The sequence below is a fragment of the Aminobacter sp. 01T433 genome (assembly GCF_056398585.1).
Genome location: NZ_JBFTPR010000014.1, coordinates 48,325 through 63,002, shown reverse-complemented (window position 1 = coordinate 63,002; position 14,678 = coordinate 48,325). Strand labels below are relative to the sequence as shown.

The following is a 14,678-nucleotide window of genomic DNA, read 5'->3' as shown; positions in this document are numbered from 1 at the left end:
GCTGCGCAAACACCGCCGCCCTCCGGCGCCATTGTTAGCCGCATAGGCAAATGCGCAAGGAAAAGCTTGCGAAGTTCACATCCGAAATAGACTCGACGTTACCGTATATACAGAAACACTTGCATTAGTGCGCGTTTTCGTATATACGGTAATTGTCTGGAGGGGCGGACACATACAGCTCGAATGGGATCAGGCAAAGGCCGAGACCAACGAAGCCAAGCACGGGGTTTCGTTCGAGCGTGCGCGCACATTCGAATTCGACACGGCGCTGATTGTTGAAGACGATAGGGCCGACTATGGCGAAACCCGCCTTGTTGCAATTGGCCTCATTGGCAGCCGTGTCCATGTGATCGTCTACACCGAGCGCAGCGACATCATTCGCGTCATCTCGTTGCGCAAAGCCAACAGACGGGAGATCGAGATCTATGTCCAAAGTTTCTAAGTCGGCCACTGAAAATGCCAGACTTGCGGACGCGCGGCGACGCGCCTTGATTTCTCTCGAAGATATTTCCGACGACGAAGACCGCGCCATCACAGCCGATGCTGTTGCCGACCCTGACGCCCAACCCGCTGATGAACTGTTTCGCCGCAAGATCGGCCGTCCTCGCTCACCAAACAAGAAACTGTCCGTCCTGCTCAGACTCGACCCGGAAGTCGTCGCTCTGTTCAAGGCAGATGGCGAGGGCTGGCAGACGCGGATGAACGACGCCTTACGCAAGGCAGCTGGCCTCGACCGGTAGACACATCCCAGACATTCCGACCACACCACAAAATAGCAATCGCACGCCACCATCATGCCATGATTGCGGCCAACTGGCGCCGTGATCGCAGCCGAGAAATCACTTCGTGACCAACCCGAAGGATTCGGACCGTGATCAAGTCAGCCCTTGTCGCCATGACCATCGTCGGCTGCGACTGCGATGCCAAGCTTTGCGAATATATCGGCGAGACCCCGGCGCATTGGACTTCTGTCGCCGACTGCGAGGCGGCGATGAAGAGCCGCATTTTGCGCGAAGGCAACCACGACTATCCGCTGGTCACCGGCATCTGCCGCACCACGACCTTTGCCGATCCGCAGCTTGCATCAGCGCCTGCCATCCACCCTGAGGTCCAGCCGGCCGCCTATGCCGGTACGCCACAAGACAATGGCTCGGTGCTCTACCGCACGACCAACGGGTATGCGCTGGTGCGTTCCGGCCTCGACCGCTTTGCCGACGGCACACTTGCGGTGGCAAAACGCTCGTCCAGCTGGCTTGCCCAAAACATCGGTTTCTAGAGCCGCCAGCACGCTTAAAAAACAGCCGACCCACAAGGGGTCGGCCGAAATGCGTGCTTGGAAGGTGTCGAGAATGGGACTCGCCCTGCCCGGGCGGGACGGCAATAACGGCAGGGCGAGTTCGCAAAGGAAGTTTACGACGCGTTTTCGATCGCGGTCACGGCACCTGTGGTGTCGTCAACGGTCACCTTCACCTTGGCACCGGCGGCAAGGCCATCGACCTTGATGCTTTCGGGCACGACATAGATCTTGCCGTCGTCCAGCGTGATCGAACGCGTGGCCGCATCGACCGACTGGACCGTGCCTTCGATATCCGCGGCATAGGCGGAACCGATGAAGGCAAGCGAAGCGACGGTCGTTGCAAGGAACTTGTTCATGTCAGGTACTCCCGTTCTATCTTCGTCCTCGCGGGCTTCACTTTCGCAGCAAGGCCCGCCGAACGACCTGGAGACTGACCGCCGAACCGGCCAAGAGCAAATCACGTTGCGTGAAATTATCCAACAGAATCATAAGCTTATTTCTGCCACATTCCGACGCAACCGGCCTAGCTCGGGCTGATTTGCAAACATGGCAAAACCACCGGGACCCTTGCCCTCCATAGCCTAGGGGCCGTCACATCGGCGTCATCGCGCGGCCATGCGAGTGCCGGATTTGCAATTCGGCGATCACGAAACCGTTATTCGATACCGCACAAGCACAGTTTCTCAGGACCATTCTCGGCATGATCCCGCGACGTTTTGCGCCGTCTTTTCGTTGATCCAGCTCATTTCATCCGCTTCACAGCCGAGAGCCAATCTGGCATAGCTCGCGCCGCACAATTTGTGCTTTAGGGAAGCTCCCGTCTTGAACCCCCTGTTCGAAATCGTCGGCGCCGTCGCCGCCATCTTGACCACGCTCGCCTGGTTGCCGCAGATCGCCAAGATCCTGCGCGAACGCAAGACCAGCGACATCTCGCTCGGCACCAATGCAGCGCTCGCCACCGGCATCTCGCTGTGGATCGTCTACGGCTTCGCCATCGGCTCGCTGCCGGTGATCCTGTCGAACTCGATCACGCTGGTCTTCATCCTCGCCATCGTCGGGCTGAAGCTGCGCTTCGGCTAGCTCTGATTCTCAAGTCCCGATCTTGCGCACCAGTGCGGTGATCGCCAGCATCGTCGCCATGTCGGCGATTATCGGTTCGATATGCGTCTTGTAGTCCAGCGGCACATTCGAGGCCGGCAGCTCGAAGAAGTTCTTCTTGTGCGGCAACAACAGGAAACCATCCTTGCCCTTGAGCGCGAGGCGCGCGGGTTCGCCCGGCCAGGCTTCCTTGAGCCAGGTCAGCGCCTGCGCCATCTGCCCTGACACCAGCGGCTGCGCGGCATCAACATTGGACGTTCGGAATTCATAGGCCATATCGAGTTCTTGGACCCCAGACCTGATCTCCTTCAGTCCGCTGCCGAAGATTTCGCTGAAGAAACTCATGACCGCATTGGTCCGAACCGTCGCGATCAGAATGCCGTCGAACGGCTTGACCATGTCGAAGGCGACGATGATCCCATCGAACAGCTCGGCATCCACCTTGCCGGAGCGCCGCCACAGCGCCGCCTCGTAGAGCTCGAATGAGAACCCGTCGTAGCTGCCGGAGATAACGTCGTCGAACAGGCTGCCGTTATAGTCTCCAACGCTCTCGCGCGGCAGCCGCGCGAAGCTCTCCGGTGAAACGGCCTTCTGGAGCCTGACGTCCTCGATGAAGCCAAACGCGGTCGGCAGCAGCTTGTCCCGCAGTGATGCCTGCAGGCTGCCGCCAGCGCTCGATGCCAGCACATAGACTGCGAAGGAGAGCAGGAAGCCTGCCAAATAGAGGTAGACGTGCAGCGTCGAGAACCACTGCTCGTACGGATCGGCACCAAGGTTGAGCACCGTCGCCAGGCCAAAGACGATCGCAAGCAGCAGGCAAAGATAGAGCGGCACGCGCCAGCGCACGGAACGAGCGGCTGCCTTGCGCTGTGCCTCATAGGCTTCGATGTCGAGCCTGATGCCCGCGATAGCCGCCTCGTCAGGCATAAAACCGGCTGCACTCATTCAACCCTCCCCAATGCCAGCATTGCCGGCGCCCCTCGTCGAATGATAGCGGCTTTGGCGCGAAAGTCGTCGTGTCTTTCGCCGACATGCACAGGCACGAACCGTTTAAAACCAACAACATGGCGCAGTATGCGGAATCAAGCTGCGAACGTCACCACGCTCGCTAGCCTGGCGCGAATAAGACATTCCACCGCGCCCGCACCTTAGCTCCCAACCGCCCTTCGACTTTTTCGAGCGGTACCATCTTCTCGCGGTCGCCGTCGCGCAGACGCACGAACGGCACCAGGCGATAGCTCGCGATCTGCCCGCGCGTTGGCGCATCGGCGCTGATCTCGACGACCAGGATCGCTCCGATCCGCCCCGGCCAGGGTTGTCGTGCGAGCGCGGTGCCGAGAAAATCGCCAAGCCCATAGGCGACCAGCGCTTCGCCAACACGCGCAACGGGCTGCACGACATGGGCGTGATGCCCGGCAATGAGCCCGACGCCGAGTTCGGCCAGCCTTTGCGCCCAGGCGCGCGTCTCGGCACGCGGAAAATGCCGGAACTCCCAATCCCAATGCGGCACTGCGCAAACAAGGTCAGTCCCGGCAGATAGCCCCTTGTCGGCGGCGGCAAAGAAATCGTCAGCCATTGCCACGCGCCCGGCAAATTGTTCGGCAGGCGCATTGCGCCATTGCGTGAACGCCGCAAGTCCAAGTGTCAGCGGCCCAACGGAAACTTTGGTGACCGTAGGCACCGTCCCGACCGTCGTAATACCAAGTGTATTGAGCGCCGTCCGCGTCGCCTCGAACCCTGAAATGCCTTGGTCGAGCACATGGTTGTTGGCAAGCGACACCACCAGCCGACCCGGTGCGATACCTACAGCCTCCAGCGCATCAGCCAAAAACCCGCGCGTCATCGCGTGGTGCGTGCCGACCAGGGTACCCATCCGCGCGCTCGGCCTGTCCACGATGGGGCTTTCGCAATTGCCAACCACCAGATCGGCTGATGTCAGAAGCGCCGCCAGTTCGGCATCGCACACCGGCGGCCGCCTGTTGGCCACAGCGGAAATATCGCCGACGAAGGCCAGCCGCACAGTTTTGTCAGGCTTGGGCAGAAACGCGCCATGCGCCGGCAGATTGCCCGAAGCATCGCCGCGCAATGACGGCTTGAGAAACCGGACCGGCCAGGAGACCTTGTAGGAAAATGGATAGTTGGACACGCTGCGCCCGCAATTGACCGGCTCGACCCTACCAGCAATTCATTGCGCGCGACTGGCGCTGACGCGCTGCCCCCGTCTATTTTTGCCGGCGCTTCATGCTCGAACGGTTGATGGCCAGATGGTAGATCTTGTCGATCTCGCCGGCGATGCGCTGCGGGTCGAGTTGCCGCGCGATCTCCTGCCGCCCCGCCAGCCCCACCTCCCGGCGCACGGTCTCATCCTGCAGCTTCAGCACCGCAGCCGCCATGCCGGCCACGTCGCCGACCGCGAATGTGCGTTCTGGGGGCAACAGATCGACCATGTTGCCGACGCGCGTCGACAGCACCGGCAAGCCTGTCGCCATGGCTTCCAGCGGCGCGATCGGCGCCTGCTCGTCGCGCGACGCCATCATGAAAACGTCGAAGGCCGGCAGCAGCTCCAGCGTGTCCTGGCGCAGGCCGGGGAGATGGATCCTGCCTTTTACCTCAGGTGCGGCAATGGCGGCGGCCCAATCGGGCATGATGTCCTTGCCCTGATCGGTCTCGCCGACCACCAGCAATTCGGCATCGAGGCCCTTCGCCAGCAATTCGCGCAGCACCCTGACCAGGTCGATCTGGTTCTTGCGGCCGCCCAATTGCCCGACCGAGCCGATCAGGAACGCGTCGTCGCGAATGCCCAGGGTCGCCCGGGCCTTCGCCTTGCGGGCGGCGCTGGTGAGCTCGATCCTCGATACGTCGAACATGTTGGGCAGCAGATGCATGTGCCGGCGCGAAACCAGCCAGTGCTTGATGTAATAATCCACCGTCCATTGGCTGAGCCCGATCACCTCATGGGCAAACAGCCACGGCAGCTGGTATTGCCTGGCATGCGCCGTCATCACGATCGGCGTGCCTGCCGCACAGCGGAAAACCAGCCCGAACTTGTTGCCACGGCTGCCATGCGTATGCACAACCTCGCCGCCCCAGTCGCGAATGGCATAGCCGACGCGGCGAAGCTCGGACGGGGTGGTGGCAAAATTCGAACCCATGATCTGGATCGGCCCGGTAAACGGCTGATGTTCGATCCAGGAGTTCAGCGAATGCACAAGCATGATCTCATGCCCGGCATCGAGCTGTGCCTGGATCAAGATCCGCGAGCTGGTGGCAACGCCGTTCAGCGCGCCATGGCCGACAAGATGCGCGATCTTCATCGCGTCAAGCCAACAATGTCTGGGGCATGCGCTGCGGCGGGCTGCTGGTCACTGGGATCATTGATGCCTGGGTCCGGAATTGAGCGAACGCTATCTAGCATTCATGGGCGATCGCGCAAAGACGTCGCCGCAAACCGCAGCTTCGGCGGGACCAACAGTGCAATTACACGGGCGTAAAGGATAATGATACCAATACACTGGCGCGCGCGGGGATAGGCAGTAGTCTGCAACCGTTCGAAGTGAAATTCGGTCTGGAGCACTGCCCATGCGTTTTCGAAGACTTGTCACTGCCGCCGCCATACTGGCCGGCGTGGTGATTCTGCCGGCGGCGGCCTCGGCCGCGAACGGATTTACCACAGGCAATGTGAATGTCCGCGCCGGCCCCGGCACCGGCTATGACCGCATCGGCATGCTCCTGGCCGGCACACCGGTAGACATACGCAGTTGCCAGGACAATTGGTGCAACATCCGTGGTGACCGGCTACGTGGCTGGGTCTCCGCCAACTTCCTGTCGCGCGCGAACTACCGGCCCCCAGTCGTCGTGGTGCCGCCACCGATTTTCGTTCGGCCGCCGAACTATCGTCCGCCCCATTGGAACCGGCCCCCACCACACTGGAATCGCCCGCCTCCCAGCTGGCATCGCCCGCCGAATCCGCGTCCTCCCCGGCCGCGTCCGCCCGGCGCCAACTGCAAGATCGCGCCCGGCTTTCCTTGCCCGAGGTGACGACTTCCTGACAGCCTGATGTCAGGAGCGCCTAGGCGCATCTGCGCGGGTACCGGCTTTCCGGCTCCCGCGCCCTTTCCATTTTTCCGGATACCCCCCATATTTGTGCCATGGCCAAATCTCCTGACAAGAAATCGCCCGCTTCGGGGGCTGATAACCGTGCCGCTCCGCGCAAGCGCGGGGGCAATGGCGTAACCGACTTCCTTGACGCCTCCGAGCCACTGCATCGTCCTGGCTTGGGCGAAGCGCCGCAGGCCGAGTTCGCTGGCGCGCCATTGTCCGGCTCGATCGCCGATTGGGCCAACCAGATCGCCAAGGAGGCCGAAAAGCCTCAGCCCAAAGCCAAAAAGATTCCCGAGAAAAGTTCGGCGCCGACCCGCTCATCGCGTGGCACCTCGATGGGGGGTGCAGCCTCGGCCAAGGATCGCACCGCCGCAGGTCTCAGCCCCGTCGCTGGCCTCGACATCTCGCTCGAAGATGCGGCGTCCTTGTCCAATTCCGGCGTCACCGCAACGGTTGCAGCCCTGTCAGCGCTCATCGAAAGCGGCAACCCGCTGCACAAGGACGGCGAGATCTGGGTGCCGCACCGCCCTGCGCGCCCGGACAAGTCCGAAGGTGGCATCCAGATCGTCATGCAGTCGGAATTCGAACCGGCCGGCGACCAGCCCACCGCCATCAAGGACCTCGTCGAAGGCGTCAATTCGGCCGAGCGCACCCAGGTCCTGCTTGGCGTCACCGGCTCGGGCAAGACCTTCACCATGGCCAAGGTGATCGAGCAAACGCAGCGCCCGGCGCTGATCCTGGCGCCCAACAAGACGCTCGCCGCCCAGCTTTTTTCCGAGTTCAAGAAGTTCTTCCCCGACAATGCGGTGGAGTATTTCGTCTCGTATTACGACTACTTCCAGCCTGAGGCCTACGTCCCGCGCACCGACACCTATATCGAGAAGGAATCGACGATCAACGAGCAGATCGACCGCATGCGCCACTCGGCGACGCGCTCGCTGCTCGAACGCGACGACGTCATCATCGTCGCCTCGGTTTCCTGCATCTACGGTATCGGCTCGGTCGAAACCTACACCGCCATGACCTTCCAGATGGCGGTTGGCGACCGGCTCGACCAGCGCCAGCTCCTCGCCGATCTCGTCGCCCAGCAATACAAGCGCCAGGACATCAACTTTGTCCGCGGCTCGTTCCGCGTGCGCGGCGACACCATCGAAATCTTCCCGGCCCACTTGGAAGATTCGGCCTGGCGCATCTCGCTGTTCGGCGACGAAATCGATGCCATCACAGAATTCGATCCGCTCACCGGCCAGAAGACGGGCGACCTCAAGAGCGTAAAAATCTACGCCAATTCGCACTATGTCACGCCGCGCCCGACCTTGAATCAAGCCATCAAGTCGATCAAGGAAGAGCTGCAGCACCGCCTGCAAGAGCTTGAAAAGGCTGGCCGTCTGCTTGAAGCCCAGAGGCTGGAGCAGCGCACCCGCTTCGACCTGGAGATGCTCGACGCCACCGGTTCCTGCGCCGGCATCGAAAACTATTCGCGCTATCTCACCGGCCGCCGCCCCGGCGATCCGCCGCCCACCTTGTTCGAATACATCCCCGACAACGCACTGGTCTTCATCGACGAAAGCCACGTCACCGTGCCGCAGATCGGCGGCATGTATCGCGGCGACTTCAGGCGCAAGGCGACGCTGGCCGAATACGGCTTCCGCCTGCCATCCTGCATGGACAACCGGCCGCTGCGCTTCGAGGAGTGGGACGCCATGCGCCCCCTTTCCGTCGCCGTTTCGGCAACGCCGGGCAACTGGGAGATGGAAGAGGCGGGCGGCGTCTTCGCCGAGCAGGTCATCCGCCCGACCGGCCTGATCGATCCGCCCGTCGAGGTCCGGCCGGCCAAGACCCAGGTCGACGATGTCGTCGGCGAGATCCGCGAAACGACCAAGGCCGGCTACCGCACGCTGGTCACGGTGCTCACCAAGCGCATGGCCGAGGACCTAACCGAATATCTGCACGAGAACGGCATTCGCGTCCGTTACATGCACTCCGACATCGACACGCTGGAGCGCATCGAAATTCTCCGCGATCTCAGGCTTGGCGCCTTCGACGTGCTGGTCGGCATCAACCTACTGCGCGAAGGCCTCGACATTCCCGAATGCGGCTTCGTCGCCATCTTGGACGCCGACAAGGAAGGCTTCTTGCGTTCCGAAACGTCGCTGATCCAGACGATTGGCCGCGCGGCACGAAACGTCGACGGCAAGGTCATCCTCTACGCCGACCAGATCACCGGCTCCATGGAACGCGCGATGGCCGAAACGACACGCCGCCGCGAAAAGCAGCAGGCGTGGAACGAGGCCAACGGGATCACGCCGGAAAGCGTCAAGTCGCGCATCTCCGACATCCTGGACTCGGTCTACGAGAAGGACCACGTCCGCGCCGACATCTCGCAGTTCACCGACGAAGCCGGTGCGATGATGGGCAACAACCTCAAGGCCCATCTCGACGCGCTCGAAAAGCAGATGCGCAACGCTGCCACCGATCTCGACTTCGAGAAGGCCGCCCGCATCCGCGACGAGATTAAGCGCCTGCGCGAGATGGAACTCGCCATCTCCGACGACCCGATGGCCAAATATGCCGACATGGAAAGCCCCGCTTCCGGCCGCGAGAAAGGCAAGCACAACAAGGGCGTGGCCAAGCATCGCACGGTCGAGGAGCAGGAACGTTTCCGCAAGCTCGACGCGGCGCGTGCCGCCGAGGAGGAGGCCAAGGCTGCCCGGCCGAACCTGTTCCGCAAGCCAAAGCTCGACGAAATGGGCGCGGACGGCACGGCTCCCGCAGGCAAGTCGCTCTTCGCCAAGCCGCATATCGACGACATGGGCCCAGGAACCGACATGGCGACGCCAGCCGGCGCCATTCCGCGCTCGCTGTTCAAGAAGCAGTCGGCCGACGAGGCGCATGGCGCCGACTACGGCGTGCCGGACGATGCGTCCAAATCGCTGTTCAAGAAGAACAGCCTCGACGAGATGACCGTCCGCCGCACCGAAAAGCCCATCGAAAGCGTCAAGCCGATCAAGCGCGCCAAGATCGGCGCGGGGTCCTACGAGGATCCAGCCGAAGCCGCGCGTGAAAAGAAGCGCCCGAGCAAGTCGGGCCGACCGGGACGGTAGGCAGCTTGTCTGGGGCTGCCTCCGTGCTATCTTTCGCTCATGACCAAGCTTGAGCAGATCGAAAAGTCCGTAGAGGCTTTGTCGAAAGACGAGTTGAAGCAGTTTGCCGCTTGGTTCGCCGAACTGCAGGCGGAACGCTGGGATCGCCAGATCGAGGCCGATGCATCAAGCGGAAAGCTCGACCGGTTCGCTGAAGAGGCATTGGCAGAATTGAAGGCCGGCCGGACACGGCCGCTTTGATCCATCACGCCAGCTCCAGATTCTGGGCAGCATATGATCTTCTTCCCGAACCCGTGCGACAACTCGCAGACAGGAATTTTGCCCTGCTGCGAAAAGACCCGCATCATCCGTCCCTGCATCTGAAACCGGTGGGCCGGTTTTGGTCCGTCCGCGTCGGCCTCCATCACCGCGCGTTGGCGATCAAACTTGATGGTGATTTCGTTTGGTTCTGGATCGGCGCTCACGCTGAGTACGACAAACTTGTACGGTGACACCGCACCGCTGCAATCCCCTCTCAGTCGTGCGTCTCGCCCGACAGCGGGGTCGCCAGCATCGACGGACGGGTCTCGAACGCGTCGAACCAGCGTGTCAATCGCGTCCGAGCACGAAACGGAGGCAGCTGGCGAAAAGCCATCCATGACAGCGCAGTGGCCAGCGCCACGTGCCCGACATGCAACGTACCGTCATCGAGCTCGCCTTCGAGCCAGTCATAGGTCGCCTCGATCTTGTCCCTGAAACCTTCGGCTAGCGCCTCATAACGCAGGTGCTCGGGCCGCCTCTCCGTCTCCCAACGCAAGGCAATGCCGGTCTGCGCCAGCCCTTGCGCCACCGCCTGCAGCCGCAGCGCTTGCCAGAGCGCCTCGCCGCTTTCGGGGATCAATTTCGGGCCGTCATGCAGCGTATCGAAATAGGCGCAGATGACGTCGGAATCGAAGATCGCTCCACCATCCGAACGCAGCAGCACCGGCACATTGCCGAGCGGGTTTGCGGCGTAGACGCGCGCATTGCGCAAGGTCGGGCTGGTCTCGTGATGGACCACTTCAAGCCGGTCGGCGATGCCGACCTCATGGGCGAAGACCAGCGCCTTGCGGGCGAAGGGCGAATGGGTCTGGTAGTAGAGGATCATCGTTTTCCCGTTCGGATCGGCGGCAACTGACCAACATTTCTAGCCCGCAGGCGGCGAGAATTGCGCTCTCATTGCGCCTCGCCCATGCAAGTTCGTTGCGCGCCAGCGCACATGTTCGAAGCCTTTCCGCTTCGCGCGCCCCAGCGCTCCGTTCGCCCCCGCGCCCCTATGCGATTCATATAAAGCAGGTCCCTTCCTGCTCTCGAATTCACACGCGATGACGGACTATCTGTTCTCTCATCATGAAGCCGGAAAACATCCCTGCCCTGGCCGACCGCGTCGCCGATATCAGGATCCTCCGCGAGCACCACGTCTGGGCTGCCGCCGATATCCTCGGCCTTGATGGCCTCGACGACCGTTCCAGGCAGTCACGCCGAAAATTCCGGGCGCTGATGGATGCGGATGCGCTGCTCGATGCGGTGCTGCTGCTTGCCGCCAATGCCGAACCGCCGAGATTTGTCGAAAGCATGAGCAACTACCGGGGACACTGGGTCTGTTCGATGCGCTACGCCACAGCTGGCGGCAGCCGGTCCTGCAAGGCCGAACATGCCGATTTGGCGGCCTCCGTGCTCGCCTCGCTGCTGATGAGCTTTCTGCTGCCGTCCACGGCACGCCGCCGCCGAACCACCCCTTTCCTCCAGCACGAACGGGCCCACAGCCATGACCACTGAGCAGCTTCGCTACCGCGTTTCAGGCGCCTTGTCCGCACTCGTCACCCCGTTCAGGAATGGCGAAGTCGATCTGAAAAGCCTTGCAGCGCTGGCCGAATGGCAGATCGCCGAAGGCATTAACGGCCTGGTTCCCTGTGGCACCACGGGCGAGGCGCCGACCTTGTCGTGGCACGAGCGCATCGCCATCATCCGCCGCTGCGTGACGGTTGCGGCCGGACGCGTGCCGGTTATCGCAGGCACCGGCACCAACAGCACGGAATCGACGGTCGCCTACACCGCCGCCGCCAAGGATTTCGGTGCCGACGCAGCCTTGATCGTCACGCCCTACTACAGCAAGCCGAGTCAGTCGGGCATTGTCAGGCATTTCGAGACGATCGCCGCCAAGGTCGACATCCCGATCTTTGTCTACAACGTGCCGGCACGCACTGGCGTCGACCTGACACCCGCCACCATCGAGCGGCTGGCGCCGATCCCCAACATCGTCGGCTTCAAGGATGCGACCGGAGACCTCTCCAGGGTAATGACATCTGCCCAAAAATTCGGCGACCGCTTCATCTGGCTGTCGGGCCACGACGCCACCGCCTTCGGCTTCAACGCCATGGGCGGCAGCGGCACCATCTCGGTGGTCGCCAATGTGGCGCCGCGCCTTTGCGCTGCCATGCATGACGCTTGCCGGCGCGGTGACCCGCACACGGCACGCGAAATCCAAAGCCGCCTGCGCCCGCTCATTGCCGCGCTCGAACTCGAAACCAATCCTGTGCCGGTCAAGCATGCGCTTCACCTGATGGGCAAGATGTCATCGGATGTCCGGCTGCCGCTGGTCGAAGTCGAGCCGAATACGGCCTCGGCCATCCGCGATGCCCTGTCAGGGCTTGAAGCGCAGGCGCACCCCGCCCGCGCGCTGCGCCCCGCACGCATGGCCGCCGCCTCAGCTTCGATTGGCCGGCATTTATAAGATCTGAATTTCTTCGCACCTTGCCGCCAATCGAATTCATATGGCTGGCGCATCACATCACCAACTCAATGCTTGCATGAGCCGCACGGCAATTCGCCGTGACGATCGAGAAAGGCAAATGACCATGGGCACTCTAGCTCGCGACATCCACCCGGCACTTCACAGCCACCGCTTTATGGTCGGCCGCGATCCCCAGGGGCGCTGGGTTGTCAGCGACGAACTGGGCATGGTTGGCGGCATCTTCGCCGACAAGGAATCCGCCGTCAGGTTTGCCCTGGCCGAAAGCGATCACATGCCGGGCGCCGTATTCTGCGCACCCTGCGACGTCACGCTCAGCCTCGACCCGCTTTCCGATCTGGGTGCCGATGCGGTCGCCAGTCGTCACTAGACTAGCCGAATTCAAAAGCCCGCTTCGGCGGGCTTTTCTTCATCCAACGGCAGAGTCAGCCCGGCCTTGACCCGATCCATCGCCACCAGCGTGCGAAACCGCCTGATGTTGGGATTGGCGAAAAACAACCGCCGCGTCAGCGCCTCATATTCGCCCATGCTGGCCACCGTCACGATCAGCACGAAGTCGGCCTCGCCGGTGACATAGTAGCATTGCTGCACTTCAGGAGCTGCGGCGAAGCTCGCCTTGGTCGCGTCGAGCAGGTCGATCCGCTCGCTTTCCACTTCGACCTCGACAATCACGGTGATCGGTCGCCCAACCTTGTCGGGATCGATCACCGCGACATTGGCCGCAATGACGCCGCTCTCTTCCATGCGCTTGATGCGCCTTTGAACCGCCGGCGCCGACAGGTTCACCGCCTCGCCGATCTCGCGCTGCGGCGTGGCGTTGTTGTGCTGCAGGATGTCGAGGATCTTCAGGTCAAAGGCGTCGAGGTCGTTTCCCTGCCCGGCATATTTCAACATCAGCGCCCCCGCGAAACAAACTTGCACCAGATGCCACCAATTAGAGCGCCTTTCTCGCCTGTCACGCAATATCAATGCGTGCAAACAGGAGCCTCGCACCATGCTTATCCGCAACCAGCACCCCGACTATCGCAAGCCTCTTGAAGCAGTCGATACCGAAACGCTCGGCGTTGCCGCAGCCGAGGCGGTCGAGCGCTTCCTGTCGCACCGACCCAATCACCGGCCGACGCCGCTGCGTTCGCTGCCAGCACTCGCCGACGAGCTTGGCCTTGGTGCCATCCATCTCAAGGACGAGGGCTACCGCCTCGGCCTCAGCAGCTTCAAGGCGCTCGGCGGTGCCTATGCCGTCATCCGCCTGGTGCTTGAAGCCGCTGAGAAAGCGCTCGGCCGTCCGGTCGATATCACCGAATTGCACAGCCCCGAAGTGGCGAAAATCTCCGCCGCGATGACCTTCGGCTGCGCCACCGATGGCAATCATGGCCGCTCGGTCGCACAAGGCGCCCAGCTGGTCGGCGCGAAATCAATGATCTTCGTCCATGGCGGCGTCAGCGACGCGCGGATCGCGGCCATCGCCCGCTACGGTGCCGAGATCATCCGCGTTGCCGGCACCTATGACGATTCAGTGGCCGAAGCCGCGCGCGTCTGTGCGCAAAAAGGCTGGACCGTTGTCTCCGACACCTCCTGGCCAGGCTATGAGCGCATTCCGGGCCTGGTCATGCAGGGCTACACCGCAATCATGCGCGAAGCCCTGGAAAAGCGGCCTGAAACACCGACCCATGTCTTCATCCAGTCCGGCGTTGGCGGCATCGCCGCTGCTGCCTCCGCCTATCTCGCCAGCCGCTTTGGCGCAGCGCGCCCGACCTTCATCGTCGTCGATCCGGCGCGCGCTGCCTGCATCTTCGAGACCGCCCGCACCGGCAAGCCGGTCAAGCTTGCCCATGGCGAGCCGACGGTCATGGCGATGCTCGAATGCTATGAACCTTCGCTGCTCGCCTGGCGCGTGCTGTCGCGTGTCGCCGACGCCTTCATGACGGTCGAGGACGAAACGGCGGTCGAAGTGATGAACCTCCTCGCCCGCCCACTCGGCCATGATCCGGTGATTGTTGCGGGCGAAAGCGGTGGCGCAGGCCTCGCCGGCCTTCTGACTGCCGCGCGCGATCCCGAAATGCGCGCGGCGATCGGCCTCGATGCCAGCTCGCGCGTTCTGCTGGTCATCACCGAAGGCGCGACCGACCCTGACCGCTACCGCGAACTCGTCGGCCTGACGCCGGCTGGTCTCATGAGCAACGCAGCGGCGATTGAGGGGAAGTGATGGAAAGGAATTTTCCTTCTCCCCTTGTGGAAGAAGGTGCCTGAACGAAGTGAAGGCGGATGAGGGGTGATGGAAGGAATGCGCTGGTGGTTTTGGCCCCTT

Annotated in this window: 17 protein-coding genes; 11 read left to right on the top strand and 6 right to left on the bottom strand. The window is 62.4% G+C overall.

The window, feature by feature from the left end:
* Positions 1–127: 127 nt before the first annotated feature.
* The 3 genes from AC1DLV_RS22130 to AC1DLV_RS22120 all read left to right on the top strand — a co-directional run bounded on the left by AC1DLV_RS22130 (position 128) and on the right by AC1DLV_RS22120 (position 1,276).
* Positions 128–442 (top strand): BrnT family toxin, encoded by a 315-nt coding sequence (locus AC1DLV_RS22130; protein WP_476802211.1) that lies wholly within the window; start codon positions 128–130, stop codon positions 440–442.
* Complete coding sequence (locus AC1DLV_RS22125) at positions 426–740, top strand: BrnA antitoxin family protein (protein WP_476802210.1); 315 nt, start codon at positions 426–428, stop codon at positions 738–740. The genes AC1DLV_RS22130 and AC1DLV_RS22125 overlap by 17 nt, the downstream gene beginning before the upstream one ends.
* A gap of 131 nt (positions 741–871) precedes the next feature.
* Positions 872–1,276 (top strand): hypothetical protein, encoded by a 405-nt coding sequence (locus AC1DLV_RS22120; protein WP_476802209.1) that lies wholly within the window; start codon positions 872–874, stop codon positions 1,274–1,276.
* A 134-nt stretch (positions 1,277–1,410) separates the two neighbouring features.
* On the opposite strand, the gene AC1DLV_RS22115 is transcribed toward AC1DLV_RS22120, so the two are convergent.
* A complete protein-coding gene (locus AC1DLV_RS22115) occupies positions 1,411–1,653 on the bottom strand; it encodes a DUF1344 domain-containing protein (protein WP_476781821.1) in 243 nt (80 codons plus the stop codon).
* A gap of 466 nt (positions 1,654–2,119) precedes the next feature.
* Here AC1DLV_RS22115 and AC1DLV_RS22110 point away from each other — a divergent pair, with 466 nt between their 5' ends.
* Positions 2,120–2,377, top strand: a complete 258-nt coding sequence (locus tag AC1DLV_RS22110) for a SemiSWEET family sugar transporter (protein ID WP_476788026.1) — start codon at positions 2,120–2,122, stop codon at positions 2,375–2,377.
* A 9-nt stretch (positions 2,378–2,386) separates the two neighbouring features.
* On the opposite strand, the gene AC1DLV_RS22105 is transcribed toward AC1DLV_RS22110, so the two are convergent.
* The 3 genes from AC1DLV_RS22105 to AC1DLV_RS22095 form a co-directional block, all read right to left on the bottom strand.
* Positions 2,387–3,340, bottom strand: a complete 954-nt coding sequence (locus tag AC1DLV_RS22105) for a DUF3137 domain-containing protein (RefSeq protein ID WP_476802208.1) — start codon at positions 3,338–3,340, stop codon at positions 2,387–2,389.
* Between the two features lie 163 nt (positions 3,341–3,503).
* A complete protein-coding gene (locus AC1DLV_RS22100; RefSeq protein ID WP_476802207.1) occupies positions 3,504–4,541 on the bottom strand; it encodes a CapA family protein in 1,038 nt (345 codons plus the stop codon).
* 76 nt (positions 4,542–4,617) lie between these two features.
* Positions 4,618–5,709, bottom strand: a complete 1,092-nt coding sequence (locus AC1DLV_RS22095) for a glycosyltransferase family 4 protein (protein WP_476802206.1) — start codon at positions 5,707–5,709, stop codon at positions 4,618–4,620.
* Positions 5,710–5,974: 265 nt separating this feature from the next.
* Here AC1DLV_RS22095 and AC1DLV_RS22090 point away from each other — a divergent pair, with 265 nt between their 5' ends.
* The 3 genes from AC1DLV_RS22090 (at position 5,975) to AC1DLV_RS22080 (ending at position 9,840) form a co-directional block, all read left to right on the top strand.
* The gene (locus AC1DLV_RS22090; protein ID WP_476836244.1) at positions 5,975–6,433 is read left to right on the top strand and encodes an SH3 domain-containing protein; all 459 of its coding nucleotides are present in this window, start codon (positions 5,975–5,977) and stop codon (positions 6,431–6,433) included.
* Positions 6,434–6,543: 110 nt separating this feature from the next.
* Complete coding sequence (gene uvrB / locus AC1DLV_RS22085) at positions 6,544–9,600, top strand: excinuclease ABC subunit UvrB (protein ID WP_476802204.1); 3,057 nt, start codon at positions 6,544–6,546, stop codon at positions 9,598–9,600.
* Between the two features lie 39 nt (positions 9,601–9,639).
* Complete coding sequence (locus AC1DLV_RS22080; protein ID WP_476802203.1) at positions 9,640–9,840, top strand: hypothetical protein; 201 nt, start codon at positions 9,640–9,642, stop codon at positions 9,838–9,840.
* 274 nt (positions 9,841–10,114) lie between these two features.
* Here AC1DLV_RS22080 and AC1DLV_RS22075 read toward each other — a convergent pair whose 3' ends face one another.
* The gene (locus AC1DLV_RS22075; protein WP_476802202.1) at positions 10,115–10,726 is read right to left on the bottom strand and encodes a glutathione S-transferase family protein; all 612 of its coding nucleotides are present in this window, start codon (positions 10,724–10,726) and stop codon (positions 10,115–10,117) included.
* A 242-nt stretch (positions 10,727–10,968) separates the two neighbouring features.
* Between AC1DLV_RS22075 and AC1DLV_RS22070 the strand changes: the two genes are divergently transcribed.
* From AC1DLV_RS22070 to AC1DLV_RS22060, 3 genes are all read left to right on the top strand, one after another.
* Positions 10,969–11,397, top strand: coding sequence for a hypothetical protein (locus AC1DLV_RS22070; RefSeq protein WP_476802201.1), 429 nt, complete (start codon positions 10,969–10,971; stop codon positions 11,395–11,397).
* Positions 11,387–12,352, top strand: a complete 966-nt coding sequence (gene dapA, locus AC1DLV_RS22065; RefSeq protein WP_476802200.1) for a 4-hydroxy-tetrahydrodipicolinate synthase — start codon at positions 11,387–11,389, stop codon at positions 12,350–12,352. Before AC1DLV_RS22070 ends, dapA begins: the two co-directional genes overlap by 11 nt.
* 118 nt (positions 12,353–12,470) lie before the next feature.
* Positions 12,471–12,740 (top strand): hypothetical protein, encoded by a 270-nt coding sequence (locus AC1DLV_RS22060; RefSeq protein WP_476802199.1) that lies wholly within the window; start codon positions 12,471–12,473, stop codon positions 12,738–12,740.
* A gap of 11 nt (positions 12,741–12,751) precedes the next feature.
* Here AC1DLV_RS22060 and AC1DLV_RS22055 read toward each other — a convergent pair whose 3' ends face one another.
* Entirely contained in the window at positions 12,752–13,264 is a 513-nt protein-coding gene (locus AC1DLV_RS22055) for an Lrp/AsnC family transcriptional regulator (protein ID WP_476802198.1), read from the bottom strand.
* A 100-nt stretch (positions 13,265–13,364) separates the two neighbouring features.
* On the opposite strand from AC1DLV_RS22055, the gene AC1DLV_RS22050 reads away from it, so the two are divergent.
* Positions 13,365–14,576 (top strand): diaminopropionate ammonia-lyase, encoded by a 1,212-nt coding sequence (locus AC1DLV_RS22050; RefSeq protein ID WP_476802197.1) that lies wholly within the window; start codon positions 13,365–13,367, stop codon positions 14,574–14,576.
* The last annotated feature ends 102 nt before the right edge of the window (positions 14,577–14,678 follow it).

Bases quoted from the DNA above. Each gene is read 5' to 3' on its own strand.
- AC1DLV_RS22095 (WP_476802206.1), bottom strand. From the start codon at position 5,709: ATGAAGATCGCGCATCTTGTCGGCCATGGCGCGCTGAACGGCGTTGCC.
- AC1DLV_RS22050 (WP_476802197.1), top strand. From the start codon at position 13,365: ATGCTTATCCGCAACCAGCACCCCGACTATCGCAAGCCTCTTGAAGCA.
- dapA (WP_476802200.1), top strand. From the start codon at position 11,387: ATGACCACTGAGCAGCTTCGCTACCGCGTTTCAGGCGCCTTGTCCGCA.
- uvrB (WP_476802204.1), top strand. From the start codon at position 6,544: ATGGCCAAATCTCCTGACAAGAAATCGCCCGCTTCGGGGGCTGATAAC.
- AC1DLV_RS22090 (WP_476836244.1), top strand. From the start codon at position 5,975: ATGCGTTTTCGAAGACTTGTCACTGCCGCCGCCATACTGGCCGGCGTG.
- AC1DLV_RS22080 (WP_476802203.1), top strand. From the start codon at position 9,640: ATGACCAAGCTTGAGCAGATCGAAAAGTCCGTAGAGGCTTTGTCGAAA.
- AC1DLV_RS22115 (WP_476781821.1), bottom strand. From the start codon at position 1,653: ATGAACAAGTTCCTTGCAACGACCGTCGCTTCGCTTGCCTTCATCGGT.
- AC1DLV_RS22075 (WP_476802202.1), bottom strand. From the start codon at position 10,726: ATGATCCTCTACTACCAGACCCATTCGCCCTTCGCCCGCAAGGCGCTG.
- AC1DLV_RS22055 (WP_476802198.1), bottom strand. From the start codon at position 13,264: ATGTTGAAATATGCCGGGCAGGGAAACGACCTCGACGCCTTTGACCTG.
- AC1DLV_RS22125 (WP_476802210.1), top strand. From the start codon at position 426: ATGTCCAAAGTTTCTAAGTCGGCCACTGAAAATGCCAGACTTGCGGAC.
- AC1DLV_RS22105 (WP_476802208.1), bottom strand. From the start codon at position 3,340: ATGAGTGCAGCCGGTTTTATGCCTGACGAGGCGGCTATCGCGGGCATC.
- AC1DLV_RS22070 (WP_476802201.1), top strand. From the start codon at position 10,969: ATGAAGCCGGAAAACATCCCTGCCCTGGCCGACCGCGTCGCCGATATC.
- AC1DLV_RS22060 (WP_476802199.1), top strand. From the start codon at position 12,471: ATGACCATGGGCACTCTAGCTCGCGACATCCACCCGGCACTTCACAGC.